The organism is Natronococcus jeotgali DSM 18795, assembly GCF_000337695.1.
GTDB classification, from domain to species: domain Archaea; phylum Halobacteriota; class Halobacteria; order Halobacteriales; family Natrialbaceae; genus Natronococcus; species Natronococcus jeotgali.
Genome location: NZ_AOIA01000115.1, coordinates 38,776 through 62,437 on the forward strand (window position 1 = coordinate 38,776; position 23,662 = coordinate 62,437).

General features: G+C 68.0%; 19 protein-coding genes and 1 pseudogene. 7 read left to right on the top strand and 13 right to left on the bottom strand.

Annotated elements, in window-relative coordinates:
- Positions 1–36: 36 nt before the first annotated feature.
- The gene (locus C492_RS12095; protein ID WP_008423930.1) at positions 37–573 is read right to left on the bottom strand and encodes a hypothetical protein; all 537 of its coding nucleotides are present in this window, start codon (positions 571–573) and stop codon (positions 37–39) included.
- Positions 574–719: 146 nt separating this feature from the next.
- Here C492_RS12095 and C492_RS12100 point away from each other — a divergent pair, with 146 nt between their 5' ends.
- Positions 720–980: a hypothetical protein gene (locus tag C492_RS12100; protein WP_008423931.1), complete on the top strand. Its 261-nt coding sequence runs from the start codon at positions 720–722 to the stop codon at positions 978–980.
- On the opposite strand, the gene C492_RS12105 is transcribed toward C492_RS12100, so the two are convergent.
- From C492_RS12105 to C492_RS12115, 3 genes are all read right to left on the bottom strand, one after another.
- Complete coding sequence (locus C492_RS12105; protein WP_193364859.1) at positions 981–1,265, bottom strand: DUF6360 family protein; 285 nt, start codon at positions 1,263–1,265, stop codon at positions 981–983. It lies immediately after the preceding gene.
- A gap of 213 nt (positions 1,266–1,478) precedes the next feature.
- Positions 1,479–3,257 carry a nitrite/sulfite reductase gene (locus C492_RS12110; protein ID WP_008423934.1) on the bottom strand — a complete coding sequence of 593 codons (1,779 nt, stop codon included), beginning with the start codon at positions 3,255–3,257 and terminating at the stop codon, positions 1,479–1,481.
- A 75-nt stretch (positions 3,258–3,332) separates the two neighbouring features.
- Positions 3,333–3,665, bottom strand: coding sequence for a hypothetical protein (locus C492_RS12115; RefSeq protein ID WP_008423936.1), 333 nt, complete (start codon positions 3,663–3,665; stop codon positions 3,333–3,335).
- 273 nt (positions 3,666–3,938) lie between these two features.
- Here C492_RS12115 and C492_RS12120 point away from each other — a divergent pair, with 273 nt between their 5' ends.
- The gene (locus C492_RS12120) at positions 3,939–5,006 is read left to right on the top strand and encodes an mRNA surveillance protein pelota (protein ID WP_008423938.1); all 1,068 of its coding nucleotides are present in this window, start codon (positions 3,939–3,941) and stop codon (positions 5,004–5,006) included.
- Here the strand turns inward: C492_RS12120 and C492_RS12125 are convergent.
- From C492_RS12125 to C492_RS12135, 3 genes are all read right to left on the bottom strand, one after another.
- Positions 5,003–5,515 (bottom strand): Lrp/AsnC family transcriptional regulator, encoded by a 513-nt coding sequence (locus C492_RS12125; RefSeq protein ID WP_008423939.1) that lies wholly within the window; start codon positions 5,513–5,515, stop codon positions 5,003–5,005. The two genes, C492_RS12120 and C492_RS12125, sit on opposite strands and share 4 nt — an antisense overlap.
- Positions 5,516–5,660: 145 nt before the next feature.
- The gene (locus C492_RS12130; protein ID WP_008423941.1) at positions 5,661–8,471 is read right to left on the bottom strand and encodes an ATP-dependent helicase; all 2,811 of its coding nucleotides are present in this window, start codon (positions 8,469–8,471) and stop codon (positions 5,661–5,663) included.
- A 235-nt stretch (positions 8,472–8,706) separates the two neighbouring features.
- Positions 8,707–9,768 (bottom strand): zinc-dependent alcohol dehydrogenase family protein, encoded by a 1,062-nt coding sequence (locus C492_RS12135; RefSeq protein ID WP_008423943.1) that lies wholly within the window; start codon positions 9,766–9,768, stop codon positions 8,707–8,709.
- An 89-nt stretch (positions 9,769–9,857) separates the two neighbouring features.
- Between C492_RS12135 and C492_RS12140 the strand changes: the two genes are divergently transcribed.
- The 3 genes from C492_RS12140 (at position 9,858) to C492_RS12150 (ending at position 16,008) form a co-directional block, all read left to right on the top strand.
- A complete protein-coding gene (locus tag C492_RS12140) occupies positions 9,858–10,592 on the top strand; it encodes an MBL fold metallo-hydrolase (protein WP_008423944.1) in 735 nt (244 codons plus the stop codon).
- Between the two features lie 173 nt (positions 10,593–10,765).
- Entirely contained in the window at positions 10,766–15,241 is a 4,476-nt protein-coding gene (locus tag C492_RS12145) for an MMPL family transporter (protein ID WP_008423946.1), read from the top strand.
- Positions 15,238–16,008 (top strand): TrmB family transcriptional regulator, encoded by a 771-nt coding sequence (locus tag C492_RS12150; RefSeq protein ID WP_008423948.1) that lies wholly within the window; start codon positions 15,238–15,240, stop codon positions 16,006–16,008. The genes C492_RS12145 and C492_RS12150 overlap by 4 nt, the downstream gene beginning before the upstream one ends.
- On the opposite strand, the gene C492_RS12155 is transcribed toward C492_RS12150, so the two are convergent.
- Positions 16,005–17,378, bottom strand: a complete 1,374-nt coding sequence (locus tag C492_RS12155; protein WP_008423950.1) for a polysaccharide deacetylase family protein — start codon at positions 17,376–17,378, stop codon at positions 16,005–16,007. The two genes, C492_RS12150 and C492_RS12155, sit on opposite strands and share 4 nt — an antisense overlap.
- A gap of 205 nt (positions 17,379–17,583) precedes the next feature.
- Here C492_RS12155 and C492_RS12160 point away from each other — a divergent pair, with 205 nt between their 5' ends.
- Positions 17,584–17,967: a hypothetical protein gene (locus C492_RS12160; RefSeq protein ID WP_008423952.1), complete on the top strand. Its 384-nt coding sequence runs from the start codon at positions 17,584–17,586 to the stop codon at positions 17,965–17,967.
- A 6-nt stretch (positions 17,968–17,973) separates the two neighbouring features.
- Here the strand turns inward: C492_RS12160 and C492_RS12165 are convergent, their stop codons facing one another.
- From C492_RS12165 to C492_RS12180, 4 genes and pseudogenes are all read right to left on the bottom strand, one after another.
- On the bottom strand, positions 17,974–18,429 hold the full coding sequence (locus C492_RS12165) for a MaoC/PaaZ C-terminal domain-containing protein (RefSeq protein ID WP_008423955.1): 456 nt from the start codon (positions 18,427–18,429) through the stop codon (positions 17,974–17,976).
- On the bottom strand, positions 18,430–20,391 hold the full coding sequence (locus tag C492_RS12170; protein ID WP_008423957.1) for a 3-hydroxyacyl-CoA dehydrogenase/enoyl-CoA hydratase family protein: 1,962 nt from the start codon (positions 20,389–20,391) through the stop codon (positions 18,430–18,432). It lies immediately after the preceding gene.
- Positions 20,392–20,508: 117 nt separating this feature from the next.
- Positions 20,509–20,961 carry a MaoC family dehydratase gene (locus C492_RS12175; protein WP_008423959.1) on the bottom strand — a complete coding sequence of 151 codons (453 nt, stop codon included), beginning with the start codon at positions 20,959–20,961 and terminating at the stop codon, positions 20,509–20,511.
- A pseudogene (locus C492_RS12180) lies at positions 20,961–22,019 on the bottom strand (phosphotransferase family protein); the annotation flags it as partial. The pseudogene C492_RS12180 and the gene C492_RS12175, both read right to left, overlap by 1 nt.
- Before the next feature lie 186 nt (positions 22,020–22,205).
- Here C492_RS12180 and C492_RS12185 point away from each other — a divergent pair.
- Positions 22,206–23,420 carry an acyl-CoA dehydrogenase family protein gene (locus C492_RS12185; protein ID WP_008423964.1) on the top strand — a complete coding sequence of 405 codons (1,215 nt, stop codon included), beginning with the start codon at positions 22,206–22,208 and terminating at the stop codon, positions 23,418–23,420.
- A 13-nt stretch (positions 23,421–23,433) separates the two neighbouring features.
- Here the strand turns inward: C492_RS12185 and C492_RS12190 are convergent.
- A partial coding sequence (locus C492_RS12190; RefSeq protein WP_008423966.1) for an HAD family hydrolase occupies positions 23,434–23,662 on the bottom strand: 229 nt, incomplete at its 5' end.

Consider the following 23,662-nt stretch of genomic DNA (forward strand, 5'->3'; position numbering starts at 1 on the left):
GAACGCGAGTTTCTCGGACAGAAAGCAGTCCGAGTGCTACTTCCGACTATCGGCGAACTCGGGGTTTCCGGTCTCCTGACGGTCGATCTCGGCCGTCCATCGTCCCATCGACTCGTCGTAGGACGTGCCGAGGGCGATCAGGAAGCCCACGATCGCGGTCACGAGCGCGACGCTTCCCACGGCGACGACGGCGATCGAGAACAGCGCCCCCTCGAGCACCTGGGCCGACGTCAGCAGCGAGACGGCGGTGACGGCCGCGATCAGCGTGAACAGGCGGGCCAGCCGGCCGGTGTCGAGTCCGCTGGTCTCGGTCGTGTCGGTGAGGTCGACGATCTCGTTCAGGATCCCGTCGTAGTCGCCGCCCGCGCTGCCGTGACCCAGCGAGTGGACCGACTGGGCGATCCAGACGCCTGCGGTGAAGTTGAGCAGGGCGACGAAGGAGACCAGCCCCAGTTGGCCCTCGACGAACAGCCCCGCGGTGATCGCGCCGACGAACGACAGCGCCATGATCGCGTGAGTGACCAGCGAGCGATCGCCGAACTCCTCGAGCCGAACGACGTGTCCAAGGTTCATACAGAGACGGAGGCTCGCGACGGCAATACGCACGGAGCCTAACAGTGCCAACCGTTCGCATTCGACGAGCTACCGTTCCGACGACCGGTCGTTCGGATTGCGTCTGCCGGGCCAGCGACTTCCGGGCCGCGCCCGGTAGCGTCGGTATGGCAGAACTCGGCACCGCGACGATCGTCTACCGGAACGCGAGCGACGAGGTCGAGAGGGCCACCGTCGACAACGACCACATCGCCTACTTCCAGGACCACTGGCTGTTCGCGTACGGCACCGACGACGACGGTAACGACCTCGTGCGGCGGGTACCCAAGGAGCGGGTCTACCACGTCGAGCGCTCCGTCGAGGAACTCGAGGGCACGTTCGACACCGCAGTCGACAAGGCCAAGAACACGCTCGAGGAGCTGAAGTAACTACTCGTCGGTCGCGTCCTCGACCCGGGTCGCGTGTTTCTCGAGGTCGCTCGCGATCTCTCTGGCCTGGTCGGGCGTCAGCTGGAGCTCCTCCATGTGGGCCGGGAGGTGTTCCTCGGTCATGTTGTCGAGTTCGAACTGCAGCCGGACGCAGTCGGGATCTTCCCTGTCGGCCGTCGCGTTCACGACGGCGAACGATTCCGTCTCGAACTCGTGGCCCGTCGCGACGGCGTCGACGAGGTCGAGCGTCGTGTACGCGTTGACTTTCATCAGACGGTCTGCCATGGTTCTCGAGAGCGACCGAACGCACTTAGGTAGCCCGGCAACGGCGCGAAACGGGGCCTCGCCGGAGCGACTGCCTCGGCTACGCGGGCCGGCTGGAAAACAGCAATCGAGACCGAGCGGTGGCCGTCCGTCATACGGACTACTGTAAGTCGTTGACGGCGCAACCGCAAGACGGTTCGCGGTTGCGCCGATAAATCGTTACAGCAGACCGTATCAGTCGTCGGACGGGAGCGGGGTCCCGTCTGCCTTCGCAGGGGCGGGGCTCGCGTCCATGTCGTCGTCCTCAGCGTAGGGGTACCACGTCCGCTTCGTGTTGTGCATGAACGGATCCTCGTAGTCGGTCTCCTCGGGCTCGATCAGCTCGGCGAGTTCGTCGTCGTCGCGGTCGGCGACGAACTCCCGGAAACTCTGGCTCTCGTCGTTGCGCGCCGCGGCGAAGTTCTCGAGCAGGTTCGCGATCGCGCCGGGAACCTCGTCGGCGGGAACCCGCTCGCCGACCCAGGAGGCGAACTGCGGGTCCTCGCCGAGCCCGCCGCCGAGGCCGATGTCGAGCGCCTCGACCGGTTCGCCGTCCTTGCGCGTTTTCATCCCGCGCAGGGAGACGTCGGCGATCTGGGGCTGGGCGCAGGAGGCGGTACAGCCCGAGAGGTGGATGTGGAAGTCCTCGACGCCCTCGGGTAGCTCGACGTTATCGACGAGCCAGCGGGCGTAGCGAACCTGACGGTTCTTCGTCTCGACGATCGAGAGCGAGCAAAACTCCGTCCCGGTGCAGGCGATCGAGCCGCGCTGGAGCGGGTGGGGGTCGGGACTGTAGTGTTCGAGCACCGGCTCGGAGCGCAGGTCCTCGAGGTTCTCCTCGGGGACGTCCGTGAAAATGATGTTCTGGCGCTGGGTGAGCCGAACCTCGCCGGAGCCGTGCTCCTCGGCGGCGTCGGCCAGCTCGTACCCCTCGTCGACGCCGATGCGACCGACGAGGACGTTCAGGCCGACGTAGTAGTCGCCGTCGACCTGCTCGTGGACGCCGACGTGGTCGTGTTTGCCGTCGGCCTCGCCTGCGTTGTAGGAGTAGGAGTCGCGGAGGTCCTCGCCCGCCGTGTGGAGCTCGAAGTCGACGTACTCCTCCTGGAGGGTCTCGCGGAGCTTCTCGGGGCCCCACTCGTCGACGAGGAACTTGATGCGGGCGTTGTAGCGGTTGTCGCGGTCGCCGTTGTCCCGGAACAGCGCCGAGATGCCGCCGGCGACGTCGACGGCCCGCTCGGGCGTCGCGAAGACGTCGATGTCCCGGGCGAACCTGGGCTCGTTGCGCGAGAGGCCGCCGCCGACGCGGACGTTGTAGCCCGTGACGGTTTCGCCGTCTACCTCCTTCTCGGCTGGCTCGAACGCGAGGTCGTTGATGTCGCCCTGACCGCAGCCCTCGTCACAGCCCGTGACCGAAACCTTCCACTTCCGGGGGAGGTTCGAGTGGGCCTCGTTCTCCTTGTAGGTGTCGTGAAGCTCCGTCGCCAGCCAGTCGGCGTCGACGTGCTCGTGTTTGTCCTTGCCGGCGACGGGACAGCCGACGATGTTTCGCCAGGAGTCCCCGCAGGCCTGAACGGTCGAGAGGCCGACCTCCTCGAGTTCGTCCCAGATATCCGGGACGTCCTCGATGCGAATCCAGTGAAGCTGGATAGCCTGCCGGGTCGTCACGTCGAGCCAGCCGTTTCCGAACACGGGGTTGTCGGTCGGCCCCCGGGAGTACTCGTCGGCGATCTCGACGATACGCCGGAACTGGCCCGGCTCGAGGACGCCGCCCGGCGGACCGATCCGCATCATGAAATAGGACTCCTGGCCGGCGCGCTGGTGGTACAGCCCGTACCACTTGAAGCGCTCGAACCAGGCGTCGTGCTCGTCGTCGGGGATCGCCTCCCACCCCTCCTCGGCGAATCGTTCCATCTCTGCGCGGATGTCGGTACCGTAGAGCTCCTCCTTCCACTCCTCGACGTCACTCGGCATTGATCCCCCGCTACGAACCGCCGCCATAAGCACCCCTTCCTCACGTCAGTTCTCCCCGCCTCTCGCGGGTTCCGGTTACGTTTGCCGCACCGCGCCGGCGCCGGGGTCGACGGTCGACTGAATCCCCTCGGGGCCGTAGGGCTTGAACTCGCCGTCGACGATCCGGCCGACGGGAAGGCGGTCGATCGAGTCGCGAGTGCCGCACTCGAGGCACTGCCCGACCGCGTCGGCCACAACGACCGAGCCGTCGACGCCGGTGCCGAAAAAGCCCTCGAGGAGGACGTACGCCGGTTCGCACTCGCAGAAGACGCCCCGGGAGAGCGTCCAGACGTCGCTCACGCTGACCTGACGGCTGTCGTTGACGCTGATCCACGCGCCGTCGTCGAGCGTCCGCAGTGCAATCGCCATGCCCGAACTGCGGTCCCGACGGGCCTTCATCCGTCGCCCCGGGCAACGCTTACCGATCCCGTGACGGGCTCGAGGGCGATAATCGCACGACGTAGCCGCGATATCGCGAAACTGGCCCTCCGAGATAGCGGGGAGTATTGCCCGTATAGGCGAGCCGTTCGACGACGGCGTTCGCCGCCGCGACGGCGCACACGTCGGACGGCCGAACCGGGACGCTCGAGGGCCGTTCGCCGGATCGCAGCCCACTTACCCCCGCCGCGCAAACGCACGGCCATGCAGATCAAAGACCGGGAGCGGCTCGACGGGGGCCGCGAGCGGCTCACCGTCGTCCCCGAGAGCGTGGACGACCTCTGGCACCTGCAGTACGTCCTCGAGCCCGGCGACCGCGTCGCGGGCGATACGACCCGGCGGATCCAGCGCAACGACGACCAGATGCGCGATACGGGCGGCGAGCGCGAGCACATGTGGGTCGCCATCGCCGTCGAGACCGTCGAGTTCCACAAGTTCGCCAACCGCCTGCGGGTCGGCGGCGAGATCGTCGCCTGCTCGCGGGAGGACCAACTCGGTTTTCACCACACCCTAAACGTCGAGGAACGGGAGGAACTGTCGATCGAAAAGCGGTTCAAACCCGATCAGGAGGCCCGCCTCGAGGAGGCCGAGGAGGCAACCGAGAACCCCGACGTCGCGATCGCGACCGTCGAGGAGGGCCAGGCTCACGTTCACACGGTCGCCCAGTACGGCACCGAGGAGCGAGCGACGATCACGGGTCCGACGGGGAAAGGCGAGTACGCCCGCGAGCGCTCGGAGCTCTTCGCGGAGGTCGGCGACGTCCTGAAGCGTCAGGACGCCGACGCGATCATCCTCGCGGGCCCCGGCTTTACGAAACAGGACGCCTACAAGTACCTCGAGGAGAACGAACCCGAGGTGGCCGAGAAGGTGACGATGGTCGACGCGGCCGCGGTCGGCGACCGCGGCGTCCACGAGGTGCTCAAACGGGGCGCCGTCGCGGACGTTCAACAGGAGACCCGCATCGAGCGCGAGGCCGAGTACATCGACGAACTCACCGAGCGCATCGCTCAGGGCGCGAAAGCGGCCTACGGTCCGGAGGAGGTAAAACGGGCCGCGGAGTACGGCGCGATCGAGCGCCTGCTGATCGTCGACGACCGACTCCGCCAGGAGCGGGGTCCCGACGGGGAGTGGGGGATCGACGTCGACGACGTCGTCCGCACCGCCGAGCAGAAAGGCGGCGAGGTGACCGTGTTCTCGAGCGAGTTCCCGCCCGGCGAGCAGCTCTCGAACCTCGGCGGGATCGCGGCGTTGTTGCGCTACCGCCTCGACTAGGCGTCCTCTCCCAGGTCCTCGTAGATCTCCGGGTCGGTCCGGAACTTGAGGACGTTGTGGACTACCGAGTTCCGAACGTTCGCGATGACGTTACCGTGCTCGGAGTAACAGTCGTGGATCCACCGGGAGACCTCCTCGCGGTCCCGGAACATCATCACCGTCTTCCACTGGTACTCGCCGTCCGAGAGGAAGAAAAAGAGGGTGTGTTTGTCGTCGCGGATGTGCTCCATCGCCGCGCGCCAGCCGTCGGCGAAGCCCTCGGTGTTGAACTTGAACTCGAACAGCGCGAAGATGTAGTACTCCTCGTTGGGGACGATCGCCTCCCGGAACACGCCCTCGTTGCGCATCCGACGAATGGACTCGCTGACGGTGACGTGGGAGACGTCGATGCCGTACTCGTCCTCGAGGATGTCGGTCAGCTCCCGCGAGGAGAGCTGCGGGTCCTCGGCCAGCTCGCTGAGGATCGCGATGTCGCGGTCCTTGAACTCCCAGTTGGGTGCGTCGCTCATGACTCGTAGTATCGTGGTTACCACTGTTTACGCATTCGGTTCGCACGCCGACGGCGGTCTCGACCGCTCGCCCCGTCTTCGATCGCTCCGTGACGGGCGCAGTTACCGTCGTCTCTTTCCGCTGTTAACCGACCGCCACGAGGGGTTAGTCCTCGGTCGAGAGTCGCCGGAGCGACTCCTCGCCGATCTCCTCGAGCACGCGCTCGTGAAACGCCTGCAGGGCCGCGCTCTCGTCCTCCGCGAGGACGACGTCGCTGGCCGACAGGGTCGCTAGCCCGAACGCCCGCGGCGTCGGCGAGTCCAGCAGCTGGCGCTCGACCGCCAGCTCACCCGAGTCGATCGCGTCGACGATGCCCTCGATCTCGGCGACGTTGAGCTTGTCCTCCAGAATTTCGCGGTAGGTCTCCTCGATCACCGCGAACGCCTCGAGATCCTGCGCGAACCCGAGCAGCATCTCGCTGGAAACCTGCTGTTCGCTGGCCGACTTCTCGTAGCCCTTGTACCGCTTGAGGATCATCAAGGCCCGCGTGGCGTTGATCCGGAAGTACCGCTGGAGCAGGTCGGTGCCCTCGAGGGCGGCCCGGAGGTCCTCGCGGGCGTCCTCGGGATCGAGGTCCGCGAGGATCCCCTCGAGGTCGATCTTCCGGTTCAGCGGCATCGAGAGGGCGAAGCCGTTGTCGGCGACGGCGACCGTGACGTTGGCCGTCGCCTCCTGGGCGCAGCGGTACGCGAGCAGTCGGGAGAGGCCGTCGTTGACCTTCCGGCCGTACGTCGAGTGGACGTAGTAGCGGCGTTCGTACTCCTCGCGGTCGCGCTCGACCTCGATCGCGAGGCGCTCGTCGGTGCTGACGCTCTCGGCCCCGGCGTACCGGATCTGCTGGTCGAACAGCCGCGCGATCGCCCGGACGCTGTTATCGTCGAGCGGGAACCCTCGCAGCCAGCCTCGAACGCGGGAGGGCCCGCCCGCCTCGTAGTGCTCGAGTAGTTGCCGTTGAAACGCCAGGATCTCGCGGCCGAGGTCGTACGACAGCGGCAGTCGCTCGGAGTACCACGACGGGACCGTCGGCCGCGCGCTCGTGCGGTCGACGTACACCTTCGACCCCCGTCGGTAGCGGTACTCGAAGCGCTCGCCCCCGAGGACGAAGACGTCGCCCTTCTCTACGGTGTCGAGGTAGTTCTCGTCCAACTGGCCGACCCACTCGTCGCTTGCGCGGGTGCGGACGTCGCAGGTAAAGGAGTCGGGAATCGTCCCGATGTTGGTCATGTAGATCACCCGGGCGAGCCGACCCCGCTTGCCGATCAGGGGTTCGCCGACGGGGAACCCCTCGTGGTGGTGCTCGCCGCCGGGCGGGTCGTTCTCGTCGCGCCAGATCTTCGCGTAGACGTTCTTCTCCTCGAGGCCGGCGTACTCGGCGGTGAGGTACCGACAGAGCGACTCCCACTCCTCGTCGGCGTAGTTCCGGTAGGGGTAGGCCCGTCGGAGGATCCCCCTCACCTCGTTCTCGGGACGGATCTCGGCGATCGCCATCCCGTAGACCTGCTGGGCGGCGACGTCCTGTGCGCTCTCGGGGATCGAAACGGAATCGACGAACCCCTCCTCGGCTTTCTCGAGCATCACCGCACACTCGAGCAGTTCGTCCCGGTCCAGCGCGATCACCCGCCCCGTCACGGTCTGGCCGACGCGGTGGCCCGCTCGGCCGACCCGCTGGAGCAGGGCGGCGACCGACTTCGGGGAACCGACCTGGACGACGAGGTCGACGTGGGGCATGTCGATCCCCAGTTCGAGCGAGGTCGAGGACGTGACGACCTCGAGGTCGCCCGCCTTCAGCCGCCCCTCGACGTCCTGGCGCACCTCCTTCGAGAGGCTGCCGTGGTGACACGCCGAGTTGGCCTCGTCGTAGGCGTCGAAGCGCTCGCGAAGGTTGTGGAGCACCCGTTCGGCGCCCGAGCGGGTGTTCGTGAAGACGAGCGTGTTCGTGTGGTCCTGCACGCGCTCGTGGAGGCGCTCGTAGAAGCGATCCTGGACGACCTCGCGGGGCGTGTGGATCAGGTCGTCGGTCGGCGACTCGAGTTCGATGTCGAGCTCGCGGGCGAAGCGGGCGTCGACGATCTCGTAGGGTCGCGGTTCGCCTCCGGGTTCGTCCCGTCCGACCAGAAACTCGGCCACCTGCGAGAGCGGTTCGATCGTCGCCGAGCAGCCGATCCGGGTGAGCTCGCCCTCGGCCATCGCCTCGAGGCGCTCGAGGCTCACCGACAGATGCGTCCCCCGCTTGCCCGCCGCCAACGAGTGGATCTCGTCGACGATGACGTACTCCACCGTCCGGAGCTTCTCGCGGAACTTCGGGGAGTTCAGCAGGATTGCGAGCGTCTCGGGGGTCGTGTTGAGGATGTGGGGAGTCTCCTCGAGCATCCGCTGGCGCTCGCTCGAGTCCGTATCGCCGTGGCGGATCGCGTGGCGGATCTCGCCGACGCCCTCGCCGTTCCTCGCGGTTTCACCGCTCGAGTGTTCCGCGGCGGGTGACGCCGCGCGCTCCTCGGCGATCGACTCGATCCCCTCGAGGGGCACCTCGAGGTTTCGGTGGATGTCGTTGGCCAGCGACTTCAGCGGCGAGACGTACAGACAGTAGACCGAGTTCTCGAGGCCGTCGTCTCGCTCCCGACTCCGGCGGAAGAGCTCGTTGATGATCGCGGTAAACGACGCCATCGTTTTCCCCGAACCCGTCGGAGCGCAGACGAGCGTGTTCGTCCCTTCGTCGATCTTCGGGATCGCGCCCTCCTGGGGCGGCGTGAAGAAGCCGTCGTTCTCCGGGACGTACTCGCCGAACGCCTCGAGCCACCACTCTCGGACCGCGGGCTCGAGCAGGTCGAAGACGTCGCCGTCCTCGATCGCGACGGCGTCCGGATCGAACGGCAGCTCGTCATCGGGCGGCAACGCGAGTTCGTCGGCCCCGTCCATCACCCCGAGCTGGGCGGGCGCGGCCCAAGAGGGTTTGGCTGGCGGAGTGAAAGTGAAACCGGGGTCCGGCTCGCTCGCGAAGCGGACTCCGAAAGCCACCGGATGCGAGTTCGAGTCGGATACGGACGGTCGACGACGGAAGCCGGATCGAACGTCGCGACCGCGCTCGAGCGGTCGGTTCCCGTTCGTTCCGACGGCCCGGCAGCGAGCGCGCCGGAACGCGAGCGGACGGCGATCAGAACTCGGTTACGACCTCGATACCGCGGGTTTCGTAGCCCGACATCGCCGCCAGACGCTCCGAGACGTCCTCGAGGGCGACCTCCCGGGTGACGAGCGCGCCGGGCTCGAGTCGGCCCGAGTCGATCATCCGTAGCAGCTCGTCGTACCGCGACGGCGGCATCCCCCGCGAGCCGACGATCGTGACGTCCCAGCGCGTGACCTCGTCCATCGGCAGGGGGATCTCGCCGCGCTCGGCGTCGGTCGTCAGGCCGACCTGCACGTGAGTCCCCCGGGTACGGAGGCAGTCGACGCTGTTCCGGCAGGTTTCGGCCCGTCCCAGCGCGTCGACGGAGACGTGGGCGCCGCCGTCCGTCACCGCCTCGAGCTCGGCCGGGACGTCGACGCCGTCGCCCGCCTCCACCGTGGCGTCGGCGCCCAGCTCGGTCGCCAGCTCGAGGGGCGCCTCGCGGACGTCGACCGCCGCGACGGTCGCCCCGAGCGCGCTCGCGATCTGGACGGCCGCGAGGCCGAGCCCGCCGCAGCCGTGGACGGCGACCCAGTCGCCCGCCTCGAGGTCGGCCCGGTGAGCCAGCGCGTGGAAGGCGGTGACGTACCGGCAGCCGAGCGCGGCCGCCTCGACCGTCGAGACCGCGTCGGGGAGCGCCACGGCGTTGAAATCGGCGTGAGGGACGCCGACCTGCTCGGCGAACGCGCCGGGAACCGTCTCCTCGAACCCCAGCGCGTACCCGTCCTCGCAGACGTTCCCGTGACCGTTCCGACACTGCGGGCAGGAGCCCTCGCCGAGATTGAAGGGGATCGCGACGCGGTCGCCGGGCTCGAATCGGCTCACGCGGTCGCCGACGCGGGCGACCGTCCCGGCGGGCTCGTGGCCCAGGATCTGTCCGATCGGCACCCGATCGTCGGCCCACTCGCCGTGGCCCCGCCAGGCGTGCCAGTCGCTCCGACAGATCCCGCAGGCCTCGACGTCGACGACGACGCCGTGGGGGTCGGGTTCCGGGGAGTCAACGTCCTCGATCGCGAGTTCCTCGCCGTAGGCCTCGAGTACTGCAGCGCGCATACCCGCGACTCCGCGGGCGGGCGAGTAATCGGTGACGGATGCGGCGACCGAGAGCCAGCCTTATCGGGTGCGCCGTCTCAGGGGCGGGTATGCGCGTCACGTTTCTCGGCACGGGCAGTGCGATGCCGACCGGCGAACGCTTCCAGACCGGCGTCCTCGTCCAGGAGGAGGGCCGGACGCTGCTGATCGACTGCGGGTCCGGGGTCCTCCACCGGCTGCAGCAGTCCGGGGTCGGCTACGAGAACGTCTCGACGGTGCTGTTGACTCACCACCACCTCGACCACGTCGCCGACCTGCTGCCGCTGATGAAAGCGCGGTGGCTCGCCGGCGAGGACCACCTCGAGATCGTCGGCCCGCAGGGAACGAAGTCCCTGGTCGACGAGCTGCTGGCGGTCCACGAGTACATGCAGGGGAAACTCGACCTGCAGCTCCGGGAGGTCCACCCCGGCGAGTTCTCGGTCGCGGGATTCGACGTCTCGGCCTACGAGACGCGTCACTCGCTGCCGTGTCTGGCCTACCGGTTCGGGGACCTGTTCACGTTCAGCGGCGACAGCGAGGCCTTCGCCGGGCTGGCGAACTTCGCGGAGGAGTCGGCGATCCTGGCCCACGACTGTTCGTTCCCCGACGACGTCGACGTCTCGAACCACCCGACCCCCGACACGCTCGGCCGCGAGCTGGCGGGCCGGGAGATCGGCCGGGTCTACCTGACCCACCTCTACCCCCACACCGACGGTCGCCACGAGGAGATGCTCGAGTCGATCGGGACCCACTACGACGGCGACGTCAGGTTCGCGGAGGACCTGCAGACGGTCTCGATCGAGTAGCCGACGGTCGCGACGCCGGCGTCGTTCTCCCGAAAACCCCCGGATAGCGACGCCGATACCGGCCGCTGTCGGGCGGGTCCGAGATCCGAACTGGTATAAGCGGCGAGTTTGTAGGATCGTAACAACAGAATGATCTTCCCGGTTCGAACTGCGGTTAGTACGGAGGTGAGCGAATGAGCCTCCCGGATCGTATTGCGAAGGGGATCACGTTCCACTCCAAGATCGTCATCGTCGTTTTGCTGTTGACGACGGCGCTCGTCGGCGCCGGGGCGCCGATGGTCGACGACGACTCCTCGCTCGACCAGTTCGAGGGCGAGTCCGAGGAGGCCACGGCCCTCGAGGAGATGAACGAGGAGTTCGCCGCGGAGGGCGACGAGAACACGACCACCGTCCAGCTGATACACAGAAACGAGGACGGCAACGCCCTCTCGAAGGAGTCGCTGATTTCCTCGCTGGAGTTCCAACAGGAGATCAGGAACAACGACTCGATCAACGGGACCCTCGTCGAAAACGAGTCGATCATCGGCGTCGAGAACGTCGTCGCGATCGCCGCGATCACGAACGACCGGGTCGAGTCCCTCGAGCAGCGAAGCGCGGAACTCGAGGAGCGCGAGGCCGCCCTCGAACGGCGAAACGAGACCCTCGCCGAGGGGCTCGACGAGGTCGTCGCGCTCCAGCGCGAGTACGAGACCGCGTCGGCGGCCGGCGACAACGAGACCGCGGCCGACCTCGAGAGCGAGATCGAGGCGACGATCGAAGAGACCACCAGCGAGGCCGAACTCGACGAGAACCAGACCGCCGAGTACGAGGAGTTCGCGTCCCAGGCCCGCGAGGTCGAGTCCAACCGCTGGACCCTCGAGCGCCAGGCCGAGCTCCCCCCCGAGGAGCTCCCCGAGTACCAGGAGCTGACCGCGGCCCGCGAGGAGATCTACACCGGCGCGACCGTGGGCGTGCTCCAGGAGGAGTACGAGGGGCTCGAGGCCGACGCCGCGGCGCTGGAGGAGGAACGCGAGACCCTCGAGGAACGGGCGGCCGAGCTCGAGGACCGACAGGCCGCCCTCGAGAACCGGAGTCAGACGCTCGAGGACGGACTCGACGAGGTCGCCGAACTCGAGGCGCAGTACGAGCTCGCGAGCGCCGCGGGCGACGACGAGGAGGCTGCCGCCCTCGAGGAGGAAATCGACGCCACGGTCGCGGAGACGGCGAACGAGGCCGAGCTCGACGACGAGCAGACCGCCGAGTACGAGGGCGTCGTCGAATCGCTCCGCGCACAGATCGAACTCGACGAGGTGGATCGGGCGACCGCGGCCGACGCCGGGGCCCAGCAGGACGCCCTCGAGCAGCGACGCGGCGTGCTCGAGGAGGGGCTGCTCGACGTCGCGGAACTCGAGATGCAACGCGAGCTCGCGAGCGCCGCGGGCGACGAGGAGGCCGCCGCCGCCGCGGCGAGCGAACGCGACGCCGCCGTCGAGGAGGCGATCGCGGCGGCCGAGCTCGACGACGAGCAGGCCGCCGAGTACGAGCGGGCCGTCGAGACGGTCCGCGAGGAGGCGACGCCGTCGGACGAACTCGCGGCGGCCGTCGCGGCGTCGGACGCGTCCACCGACGAACTGATCGCCGCGGGCGAGGCGATCGCCAACGGGGAATCCGATCCCGAGGACGTCGACGCGATCCAGGACGAACTCGACCGCTCCGACGCGGCGGTCGGATCCGCGGCGGACCTCGAGGAGGCCGCCGCGGCCGCTGCCGCCGGCGTACTCGAGGGGGAGCAGACGGCCGAGGCGGCGACCCCGAACGCGACCGACGGCTCCGCCGAGGAGCTCGCCCCCGAAGGGGACCTCGAGGAGCTCTACCTCGCCGGGACGGTCGGCGTGCTCGAGGACGAGTACGACGAGCTCGAGACCCGGGCCGCCGAACTCGAGTCGGGCCAGCAGGACCTCGAGGACGACGCGGCCGACCTCGAGCAGCGACGGACGACCCTCGAGGAGCGATCGACGGCCCTCGAGGACGGACTCGACGAGGCGCTGGCGCTCCAGCGGGAGTACGAGAACGCGTCGGCTGACGGCGACAACGCGACCGCGGCCGAGCTCGAGGGAGAGATCGAGGCGACGGTCGACGAGGCCGCCAGCGAGGCCGACCTCGACGACGAGCAGGCGAGCCAGTACGGGGACCTCGTCGACCAGGCCCGCGAGATCGAGTCCAACCGCTGGGCGATCGAGCAGCGGCCGGACGATCCCGAGGAGATCCCCGAGTATCAGGAGCTAAACGAGTCGCTCGACGGCATCTACGCTGGCGCGACGCTGGGCGTGCTCGAGGACGAGTACGCCGAGCTCGAGGACGACGCCGCGGCGCTGGAGGAGGACTTCGAGAGCCTCGAGGAGAACGACGAGACCCCGTCGCTCGACGAGCAGATCGAGGCCCTCGAGGGGCTCGACGACGAGGAGTTCGCGGACCTCCTCGAGCAGACGCTCTCCGAGGGCGACGGCGAGGAGAGCGCGGCGCTTGCGTTCATGCCGTCGGATTACGAGCCGGGCTCGACCGAGGCCGACGCCCGGATGACGATCGTCACCCAGGAGACGACCGCCGCCACTGACGGCGCGGGGATGGGCGGCGAGATGGACGCCGCCCTCGAGAGCCAGCTCGACCTCCGCGACCTCGCGAACCAGGACGAGCAGGAGTACATGGTGTTCGGCGGCGGCGTCATCACCGACGAGATCGAGAACTCGATGGGCGACAGCCTCGCGATCGTCGGCCCGCTGGCCCTGCTGTTCGTCGTCGTCGCGCTGGTGGTCGCCTACCGCGATCCGCTCGACATCGCGCTGGGCGTGGTCGGGATCGGAGGCGTTCTGATCTGGACGTTCGGATTCATGGGCTGGACCGGGATCGCGTTCAACCAGATGATGATCGCCGTTCCCGTCCTGTTGATCGGGCTGTCGATCGACTACGCGATCCACGTCTTCATGCGCCACCGCGAGCAACGCGAGACCGACGGCCGAACCGGCACCGTTCGCGGCTCGATGCGAATCGCACTGGCCGGCGTCGGCGTGGCACTCGTGTGGGTCACGGCGACGACGGCGATCGGCTTCCTCGCGAACCTCGTGAGCCCGATCGGTCCGATCCGGGAGTTCGGAATCGTCAGCGCGGTCGGGATCACCGCCGCGTTGATCATCTTCGGCGCGCTGATCCCGGCGCTGAAAGTCGAGATCGACTCGCTGCTCGAGTCCCGCGGCTGGGACCGTCGCAAGCGTGCGTTCGGGACCGGCGAAGGCGGGTTCGCGAGCGCGCTCACGCTCGGCTCGACGGCGGCCCGGAAGATTCCGGTGATCGTCCTGATCGCCGCGCTCCTGTTGACCGCCGGCGGGGTCTACGGCGCGAGCCAGGTCGACACCAGCTTCGAGCAGGAGGACTTCCTCGCCGAGAGCCCGCCGAACTGGACGGAGAACCTGCCCGGGCCGATGGAACCCGGCGAGTACCAGGCCGCCGCCGACCTCGAGTACATCAACGACAACTTCCAGCGCGAGGACACGCAGGCCCAGATACTCGTGGAGGGTGACGTTACCGACGACGGAACCCTGGAACGGCTCGAGCGGACCCAGAGCGAGGCGGCCGACAGCGACGTCGTCTACACGCTGCCGAACGGCGAGGCCGACGTGCGGGGGCCGCTGTCGGTGATGGAAGACACCGCGGCGCAAAACGAATCGTTCAACGAGTCGTTCCAGGCCGCGGATACGGACGGCGACGGGGTTCCCGATCGGGACGTCGAGGCGCTGTACGACGAACTGTTCGAGGTCAACGAGGAGGAAGCCGGCAGCGTCATCTACCGGACCGACGGCGGCGAGTACGAGTCGGTGCGGCTGATCGTCGCGACCGACGGCGGCGCCGGCTTCGACGAGATCACGACGGAGCTGCGGAGCGTCGCCGGAGACCTCGACGCGTCCGGAACGGGCGACGAGCGCAACCTCGACGCGGGCGACGGCGAGTTGAACGCCTTCGCGACCGGCGATCCGATCGTCAGCCACATCGTCGAACAGGACCTGCTCGAGACGGTCCTCCAGAGCCTGCTGATCACGCTCGTCTCGGTCTTCGTCTTCCTGACGGCGGCCTACTGGCTGACGGGCAACAGCGCGACCCTCGGGGCGGTCACCCTGCTCCCGGTCGCGTTTACGGTCAGCTGGATCCTGGGGACGATGTACCTGCTCGGGATGCCGTTCAACGTGTTGACGGGGATGATCACCAGCCTCACGATCGGGCTCGGGGTGGCCTACAGCATCCACATCAGCGACCGGTACACCCTCGAACTCGAGCGCCAGGGTAACGTCTGGTCGGCCCTACAGACGACGGTGACCGGGACCGGCGGCGCGTTGCTCGGCAGCGCGGCGACGACCGTCGGCGGATTCGGGACGCTCGTCTTCGCCATCCTGCCGGCACTCCAGCAGTTCGGGATCATCACCGGGCTGACGATCATCTACTCGTTCCTCGCGAGCGTGATCGTCCTGCCGACGCTGCTGGTGCTGTGGACGCGGTACTTCGGTCCGGACGTCTCGTTCGATCGATCGGGGGCGGGGATGGCGACTCCGACGGCGAGCGACGGCGGAACCGAAATGGAAACGGACACGGCATCCGAGAACCGAGGGGCGGACGAACCGTGACCGACGACGAAAGCGAGGCCATCGACGCGTTCGAGCGACTCGGCCTCACGAGCTACGAGGCCAAGGTCTTCATCGCGCTCCACCGCCTTGGGTCGGGAGCCGCCCGCGACGTCGCGAGCGTCACCGACGTCCCGCGATCGCAGGTGTACAGCGTCGCCGAGAGCCTCGAGGACCGGGGGCTGCTCGAGGTCCAGCAGTCCAGCCCGATCCGGTACCGACCGGTCAGTATCGACGAGGCCGAGGACACCCTCCGAAACCGCTTCGAGCGCGAACGCGAACGGGCGTTCGAGTTCGTCGACTCGGTCAAAGAGGAGTCGACGACCGAGGAGACCCAGGAGGACATCTGGACGGTGCGGAGCCGCGACCGAGTCGACGACCGGGTCGTCGACCTCCTCTCGCAGGCCGACGAGGAGATCGCGTTCGGCACCAGGCTGCCGAAGCTGGTCACGTCGGAGATCGAACGGACCCTCGAGGACCGCGCGGCCGAGGGACTCACTGTTACCGTGATCAGCAAAAACGAGACGGTTCGGGACCGCCTCGGCGCGCTCGAGGGCGTTACGACCGCCGTTCCCCCGACACACCGCGACGACGACCAGCGGTCGGGTCGGATCGTGATCGCCGACGACGACAACATCCTGCTGAGCGTCGTCGACGACGACGGCAGCGAGACGGCGATCTGGAGCGCGGGATCGCTGTTCGCCTCCGTTCTCATTCAGCTCATCGAGGCGAGCACGGCGACGCCCGAGTCGGACGCCGCGTCGCGCTAGTGGCCCTCGCGGCGCATCGTCCAGAGGTCGTCGAAGTCGATGACCTCGATCCCGTCCTCGCTATCGATGTATCCCAGTAGCTCCTCGTACTCGTCCTGTGCCATCGTGTTCTCCTGGTCGAAACCGTGGAAGTTCAGGATCGTACACTGGCGGTGGGCCGCCGCGAGGTCGATACACCGCTTCGCGATGTCGAGGTCGTGGCCGATCGTCCGGGGCAGGACGAGCGGGTCGAAGCCGTAGACCCCGGTGAGGTTGACGTCTCCCGACTGGTTGAACCCGCCCGCGTAGTAGTAGTCCGTGGCGACGTCGAGGACCGTTTGATCGAAGCTGTTGTGCGGGTACGTGATGTAGTGGCCACCCTGAAGCCCGTTGTCGACGGCCCACTGCTTGTCGCGCTCGAGGGACTCCCTGAGCTGGTCCGCCTCGAGGTCCGCGACGAAGACGTGGCTGCCGTGGGCGATGATCTGGTCGCCGGCGTCCTGGCGTTCCCGTAACTGCTCGAGGGTCAGGACGTCGTCCCGGGACCCCTGGGTCCACTGCCGAACCGCCGACTGGACCGCGTTGACGCCGTACTCGTCGTGGAGCGGACTCGCGGTGTCGTAGAAGTCGGGCGTCCCGTCGTCCCAGCAGAGCACGACGTACCCGCTCTCGGGTTTGTCGTGAACGCGGAGGTCGTCGACCCACACCTCCGCGTCGCCGGTGTTGTAGACGATCAGCTGGATCTCCTCGACTGCGTCGCGCTCGAGCGGCGTCGATCCCTCCTGGAAGGCACCCGGATTCGTCCGGAACCAACCGACGTCGTCGGCGCCGTAGGAGACCGAGCGAAGCTGGTGGTGGGTCGACCCGCCGGAGGCGTCCGCGAGGCGGATATCGATCGCCACGTTCTCGGGGGTGGTCGTCCGCACGGCCAGCGAGAGCTCGCGGTCGGTCAGGTCCGTCGGCTCGATCTCCCGTTCGACGATGACGTTCCCGCCGTCCTCGCCGGCGAGCCGAAGACTCTGCGAGCCCTCGAACGCGATCTCCTCGTCGGGCTCCGCGGTCCCCCGAACGACCGCCCACTCGTCGGCGTCCTCGAAGTCGTCGACCCCCTCCCCGGGCTGGCCGAACTCCTCGCGGCTGTCGTATTCCGTCTCGAGCGTTAGTTCGGGAGACTCGACCTCGTCTTCACCCTCGTCCTCACCTTCGGGTTCGTCGTCGCCCTCGTCTTCGGTGTCGTCCGCCGGCGGGTCACCGTTATCGTCCGTCGTCTCGTTCGTCCCATCGTTGCCGTTCCCGGACGCATTCGACTCGGAGCAGCCGGCCAGGCCGGTTGCCATCGTCGCTCCGGACAGCGCGAGGAATCGTCGTCGAGTGTTCGGTCGGTCCACCATATTACGTAATATTTGAAATTCAATAACTATTATACTTTCGTCCGATTCGCTGACGGATCGACTCGCTCCGGCGACGATGGCGCGAGGGAATCGTCGCTCACAATCGCTCGAATCGGCGGTAGGATCGCCGTTCGGAGAGGGTTACGAACTGCACCTCCACACGAAAGCCCCGTCCTCTTCCCGTCGCCGACGCTACGGCGAGCGTATGATCGGCGCACTCACCGTCGGGAAGAAGGCCGTCACGTTCGGGTACAAACGCTTCGGCGTTCCGGGAGCCGTCGCTTCCGGAGGGATCGCTCTGGCGGGATACGTGGCCGTCCGCCGGGCCCTGCAGTCGGCGACGGAGTCGGGCGACGTCGATTCGGCCATCGACGCGACGACGATCGAGGACGCGGTCGAGGACGACGGGATGGGCGCGGTTACCGATTCCGAGGTCCTCGAGGACGCGATCGACCGGGACGAGCTCGAGTCGGACGTCGAGATGGACGACGTGCAGTCGTCGGTCGAGGACGAGGCCGACGCCGCCGAGGCCGAACTCGACGACGTCGAAGACGAGAACGACGCCGACGCAGCGGACGATAACAGCTAAAGTCCGCTATTTTACGAGCGTTAGCAGCTCACAGGAGAGCGCGACCGACCCGTCGTCGGTCACGAGGCGCGTCTCGTAGCGGGCGAGCCCGTTGCCCACGGGGTGATCGCGGGGCTCTTTCTCGAGGAGTTCGGACTCCGCGTGGACCGTCGTCCCCATCGTCACGGGTTCGACGAACCGCAGCGAGTCGACGCCGTAGAACGCGACCGTCTCGGGTCGCTCGTGGCGGTGCTGCCAGAGCAGCCCCGTCGTCACGGCGAACAACAGGGCACCGTGGGCGATCGGCTCGCCGAACGGCAGGTCCGCGGTGTAGCTCTCGCTCAGATGGAGCGGGTTGAAATCCCCGCTAACGCCCGCAAACTCGCGCACGTCCGCTTCGGTGAGCGTCCGCGAATGGGTAACGACCTCGTGGCCGACCTCGAGGTCGTCGAACCGAACCCGCTCGTCGTTCGTATCGCTCATCTACCGCCCCTCGAACTCCGGCTCGCGGTCCTCGGCGAACGCGGCGGTCCCCTCCCGGACGTCGTCGGTGCCGATCAGCAGGCCGAACCCCTGGCTCTCCATCGCCAGCGCCGCCTCGAGGCTGGCGTCCTCGCCGCGGTTCATCACTTTCTTGGCGACCTCGAGGCCCAGCGGCGGCCCCTCGCGCAGGTCGTCGACGAATGTCGCGACGGTCTCCTCGAACGCCTCGCGGTCGACGGCCCGGTTGACCAGTCCCCACCGCTCGGCCCGTTCTGCGTCGACGTGGTTCCCCCGGAAGACGAGCTCCTTCGCGCGAGTCTCCCCGAGGACGCGCAACAGTCGCTGCGTGCCGCCTCCGCCCGGAATCAGCCCGAGGCCGATCTCGGGCGCGCCGAACGACGACCGCTTCGTCGCGATCCGCAGGTCGCAGGCGAGCGCGAGCTCGAGGCCGGCGCCCAGACAGTAGCCGTCGACCGTCGCGAGTACGGGCCGGGGGAACTCGTTGACCGTCTCGAACGCCGGCGTGATGTCCATCGCGTCGGTCGGCTCGAGCGAGTCGAAACCGGAGATGTCCGCCCCGGCACTGAAGGCGCGGTCGCCGGTGCCCTCGATCGTCGCGCACCGGAGCCCGTCGGTATCGACCGTCGAGAACAGATCGTCGATCTCCTCGAGCAGGTCCGCGGAGAGGGCGTTCATCCGCTCGGGCCGGTCGAGTTCGACCTCGAGCACGCCGTCCTCGACCTCGGCGTTCAGGTAGCGGTAGGAATCGAGGTCGCCCGCGCCGCCGTCGCCGTACTCGTGAAAGCCCGCGCCGGCGTCCTCGCCGGTCTTCCCCGCCGCGACGAGTTCTCGCAGGTACGGGTGGGGTTCGAACCGGTCGTCGCCGGTCTCCTCGAACCTGGTCTCGAGTTTCTCGAGGACGGTATCGAGGCCGATCCCGTCCCCGCGACGGCAGATTCCCTCGGGGAAACCGAGGCCGAGGCGGACGCCGGTGTCGATCGCCTCGGAGGTCGCGACGTCCTCGCCGACCAGATACGCCGCGCGATTGACCATCCGCGCTTCGACCTGCAACGTGTCGAACCCCTCCCCCTGGCCGGGTTCGTAGTCGGGACCGTCACTGCTCTCGTAGTCGTAGAACCCCTTCCCGGTCTTCTTCCCCAGTTCTTCGGCTTCGACCTTCTCGGCGATCGCGGGCGGGACGTCCTCGCCGGCCTCCTTACGGACGTGATAACTGACGTCGATCCCCGTCAGGTCGGCGAGCTCGAACGGCCCCATCGGATACCCCCGCTCGTGGACCATCGCGGCGTCGGCCTGGCGGACCTCGGCGTCGCCCTCGGAGACCATCCATGCGGGTTCGCCGATGAACGGACCGACGATCGTGTTGACGACGAAGCCCCGCACGTCCTTGCGGACGTAGATCGGCGTTTTGCCGATCGACTCGACCCAGTCGTGGCCGGCCTCGGCCGCGGCGTCGCTCGTCTCCGCCCCGTAGATCACCTCGACGAGGTCCATCTTCACGGGCGGATTGAAGAAGTGCAGGCCGAGCACGCGCTCGGGCGTGTCGACGGCCGCGGCGACGTCCGTGATCGGCAGGCTCGAGGTGTTCGTCGCCAGCAGGGCGTCCTCGTCGGCAAACCGTTCGAGGTTGGCGAAGAGCTCGCGTTTCAGCTCGAGGTTTTCGGGCGCGGCCTCGATCACGAGGTCGGCGTCGGCGACCGCGTTCTCGAGGTCGGTCGTCGTCTCGATGCGCTCGAGGATCGCGTCGGCGGACTCCTCGAGGCGCTCTCTCTCCGCGAGCTTCTCGAGGCTCCAGCGGATCGACTCGTAGCCGTCCTCGACGTACTCGGGCTCGATATCCCGGAGGACGACGTCGTACCCCGCCATCGCGGTTACTTCGGCGATTCCGTGGCCCATGTTCCCCGCGCCGAGGACGGCGACGCGGTCGACGGTATCATCTAACACGGCCGTGACATCAGCCGGAGCCGCCTTAACTCCACCGAACTGAGTTACCAATGTTAACTAAATCGCCGCGCTTTCGTACAACGCGTACCGGGACGATCCGAACGCCGGCGGCGGTAACTACTCGTGGTCGCGGCGCTCGAGGATCGTGCTCCCGATCCAGTGCATGACCAGCTCGTCGTCCCCGTTGTGCGTCTCGAGGCGGCTCCTGAGATACCCGCGATCCGAGCGGCTCTCGGAGGCCCGTTTCTCGAGGACTTCCGTCCGCACCGAGAGCGTGTCGCCCGGTTTGACGGGCTGGTGCCAGCGCAGTTCGTCGACGCCGGGCGAGCCCATCGAGGCCCAGTCGTCCTCGTCGTCGGGGCCCTCGACGAGCAGCCGCATCGATATCGCCGCAGTGTGCCACCCCGAGGCGACCAGTTGGCCGAACATGCTGTCGGCCGCTGCCTCGGCGTCGACGTGAAACGGCTGGGGGTCGTACCGTTCGGCGAACTCGATCACCTCCTCCTCGGTAACCTCGTACTCGCCGAACTCGCGTGTCTCTCCGACCGCGAAGTCTTCGAAGTACCGCATTACAGGGGCTCACCTCCCTCGACGATTCGCAGCGCTCGCTCGGCCAGCGCCGGCACGCGCGCTTCCATCTTCGGGTACATCGGGTCGTCGCTGTTGCCCTCGAGGTAGCGCCGGAAGAACATCTCGCCGAGCGCGGCGAGCTTGTACACGGCAAGCGCGCGGTAGAACCGCTCGTGCTCGAAGGCGAGACCCGTTCGCTCCTCCCAGCGCTCGACCAGCTCGAGCCGGCTCGGATACCCCTCCCGTTCCATGAACGTCGCCGTCAGCTCCGGGACGGCGGGGTCGGGATCTTTCGGGTCCCGCCAGTACGACAGCATCCACCCCAGGTCGGCGAGGGGGTCGCCCAGCGTGGCCATCTCCCAGTCGAAGACGCCGACGAGTTCCGGGCGAGATTTGGGCTCGCGGACGTCGTCCGCTCGCTCGTCCCGGGACGCGTCGCGTCCCGCTGGGCCGTACATCACGTTGTCGAGCTTGTAGTCGCCGTGGACGAGCGTATGCGGGTGCTCCTCGGGGACGTTCTCCTGGAGCCACGAGCCGACCTCGTAGAGGTCCGGCACCTCCCGCTCCTCGACGGTCGTCTCGAACGCCCACATGAGCTGCTGACTCCAGCGCTCGACCTGGCGCTCGGTGTAGCCCGGCGGGTGGCCGAACTCCTCGAGGCCGACCGCCTCGTAGTCGACCTCGTGGATCGCCGCCAGCGTGTCCACCAGCTCCTCGCCGATCCGCTGGCGGGCGACGGGATCGGCGAAGCGGTTGGGCTCGCTCTCGCGGAGGACGTCGCCCGCGAGTCGCTCCATCACGTAGAAGTCGCTGCCGATGACGTCGTGGTCCTCGCAGGCGAGCACGGGTTCGGGGACGGGGACGGCAGTGTCGACCAACGCCTTCGTCACGCGGTACTCCCGGAGCACGTCGTGGGCCGTCTCGGCCGTCTCGCCCGGCGGCGGCCGCCTGATTACCAGCTCGCGGTCGCCCCAGGTAACGAACAGCGTCTCGTTGGAGTGGCCCTCCCGGTGACGTTCGATCTCGTAGCGCTCGACGGCGCCCAGGTGCTCCTCGAGGGCTGTCTCTTATACACANTGTGTATAAGAGACAGGCCGGGAGCCCGCTCGAGGCGGGTCGGTTCGTCGACCGCGTCGGATGGACGGGTGTGCGAAGCATGATCGCGTACGGTACTATCCCCAATCCGATTAACGAAAACAGTTACGACGGAACGCTTATCTTACAATGTTCGTTCATACGGCACTATGGAGTATCACGACAGCGATCGGGCGCACGAGCTGGCCGCGGACGTTCGCGAGTTCGTCGACGAGGACGTGATCCCCGTCGAGCGGGAGTTCCTCGGCGAGGGCCCCGTCTCGGACGAGGCGATCGAGGAGCTGCGCGAGACGGCCCGCGAGCGCGGGCTGTACGCCCCGCAGGTCAGCGAGGAGTACGGCGGACTCGGCCTCGCCTTTCGCGACGTCCTGCCCGCGTTCGAGGAGGCCGGCCGCAGCCTGCTCGGTCCGCTGGCGCTGCGGGTCGACGCCCCGGACGAAGGGAACATGCACACCCTCGAGATGGCGGGCACCGACGAGCAGAAAGAACGGTGGCTCGAGCCGCTGGTCGAGGCCGAGATTCGCTCCGGGTTCTCGATGACCGAGCCGATGCAGGGCGGGGGGTCGGATCCGAAGATGATCCGGACCACGGCCCGGAAGGACGGCGACGAGTGGGTCATCGACGGCCACAAGTGGTGGACCACCCAGGGCGGCGAGGCCGACGTCCTGCTGGTGATGGCCCGCACCGATCAGGATGCCCACCCCTACGAGGGGTGTTCGATCTTCCTCGTGCCCAGCGACGCCGACGGCGTCGAGTACCAGCGGGACATCCCCCACGTCGGCGGCGAGGTGACGGGGACGAGCCACGCCGAGATCGTCTACGACGGCGTGCGGGTCCCCGAGGAGAACTTGCTGGGCGCCGAGAACGCCGGCTTCGCCATCGCACAGAAGCGACTCGGACCCGCGCGGCTCACTCACTGCATGCGCTTTTCGGGGATGGCCCGGCGCGCGCTCGAGGTCGCGAAAGCCTACACGAGCGAGCGCGAGGGCTTCGGCACCACGCTCTCGGAGAAACAGAACCTCAGGTACGAGATCGCAGACGCCGAGACGCGGCTCCACGCCGCCAGGACGATGGTTCGCCACGCCGCCCGCGAGATCAACGCGGGGAAGGAGGCCCGCGTCCCGGTCTCGATGGCGAAGGTCTTCACCGCCGACGTCGTCCAGGACGCCGTCGACCGCTCGATCCAGTGTTGCGGCGCCAACGGGATCGGCAAGGACCTGCCGCTGGCCGATTTCTACGAGAACGTCCGCGCGTTCCGCCTCGTCGACGGCGCCGACGAGGTCCACAAGCGCGTGATCGCCCGCGACGCCTTCGAGGACGTCGACGAGAGCGAGCTCGATCCCGTGACCCGGTTCCGAGGGTGAGTCGGCGACGAGCTTACCCCTCGCGCTCGCCGTCGACGATCTCGAGGATCTCCGGCGGCGACTCGATGCGGTAGGCGACCGCGGGGCCGTCCTCGGCGCCGAAGGCGACGCCGTGCAGTCCCGCTTCGGCGGCGCCGCGCACGTCGTGGTCGTAGCGGTCGCCGATCATCAGCGCCCGGTCGGCAGGGACGCCCGCCTTCTCGAGGGCGGCCTCGAACATCGCGGAATCGGGCTTGGTGCGC

What these genes read in the sequence shown, in the direction of transcription:
- C492_RS12095 (WP_008423930.1), bottom strand. Translation starts at nt 573, where the DNA reads ATGAACCTTGGACACGTCGTTCGGCTCGAGGAGTTCGGCGATCGCTCG.
- C492_RS12185 (WP_008423964.1), top strand. Translation starts at nt 22,206, where the DNA reads ATGGAGTATCACGACAGCGATCGGGCGCACGAGCTGGCCGCGGACGTT.
- C492_RS12145 (WP_008423946.1), top strand. Translation starts at nt 10,766, where the DNA reads ATGAGCCTCCCGGATCGTATTGCGAAGGGGATCACGTTCCACTCCAAG.
- C492_RS12155 (WP_008423950.1), bottom strand. Translation starts at nt 17,378, where the DNA reads ATGGTGGACCGACCGAACACTCGACGACGATTCCTCGCGCTGTCCGGA.
- C492_RS12165 (WP_008423955.1), bottom strand. Translation starts at nt 18,429, where the DNA reads ATGAGCGATACGAACGACGAGCGGGTTCGGTTCGACGACCTCGAGGTC.
- C492_RS12120 (WP_008423938.1), top strand. Translation starts at nt 3,939, where the DNA reads ATGCAGATCAAAGACCGGGAGCGGCTCGACGGGGGCCGCGAGCGGCTC.
- C492_RS12100 (WP_008423931.1), top strand. Translation starts at nt 720, where the DNA reads ATGGCAGAACTCGGCACCGCGACGATCGTCTACCGGAACGCGAGCGAC.
- C492_RS12105 (WP_193364859.1), bottom strand. Translation starts at nt 1,265, where the DNA reads ATGGCAGACCGTCTGATGAAAGTCAACGCGTACACGACGCTCGACCTC.
- C492_RS12125 (WP_008423939.1), bottom strand. Translation starts at nt 5,515, where the DNA reads ATGAGCGACGCACCCAACTGGGAGTTCAAGGACCGCGACATCGCGATC.
- C492_RS12110 (WP_008423934.1), bottom strand. Translation starts at nt 3,257, where the DNA reads ATGCCGAGTGACGTCGAGGAGTGGAAGGAGGAGCTCTACGGTACCGAC.
- C492_RS12130 (WP_008423941.1), bottom strand. Translation starts at nt 8,471, where the DNA reads ATGGACGGGGCCGACGAACTCGCGTTGCCGCCCGATGACGAGCTGCCG.
- C492_RS12115 (WP_008423936.1), bottom strand. Translation starts at nt 3,665, where the DNA reads ATGGCGATTGCACTGCGGACGCTCGACGACGGCGCGTGGATCAGCGTC.
- C492_RS12135 (WP_008423943.1), bottom strand. Translation starts at nt 9,768, where the DNA reads ATGCGCGCTGCAGTACTCGAGGCCTACGGCGAGGAACTCGCGATCGAG.
- C492_RS12160 (WP_008423952.1), top strand. Translation starts at nt 17,584, where the DNA reads ATGATCGGCGCACTCACCGTCGGGAAGAAGGCCGTCACGTTCGGGTAC.
- C492_RS12175 (WP_008423959.1), bottom strand. Translation starts at nt 20,961, where the DNA reads ATGCGGTACTTCGAAGACTTCGCGGTCGGAGAGACACGCGAGTTCGGC.
- C492_RS12140 (WP_008423944.1), top strand. Translation starts at nt 9,858, where the DNA reads ATGCGCGTCACGTTTCTCGGCACGGGCAGTGCGATGCCGACCGGCGAA.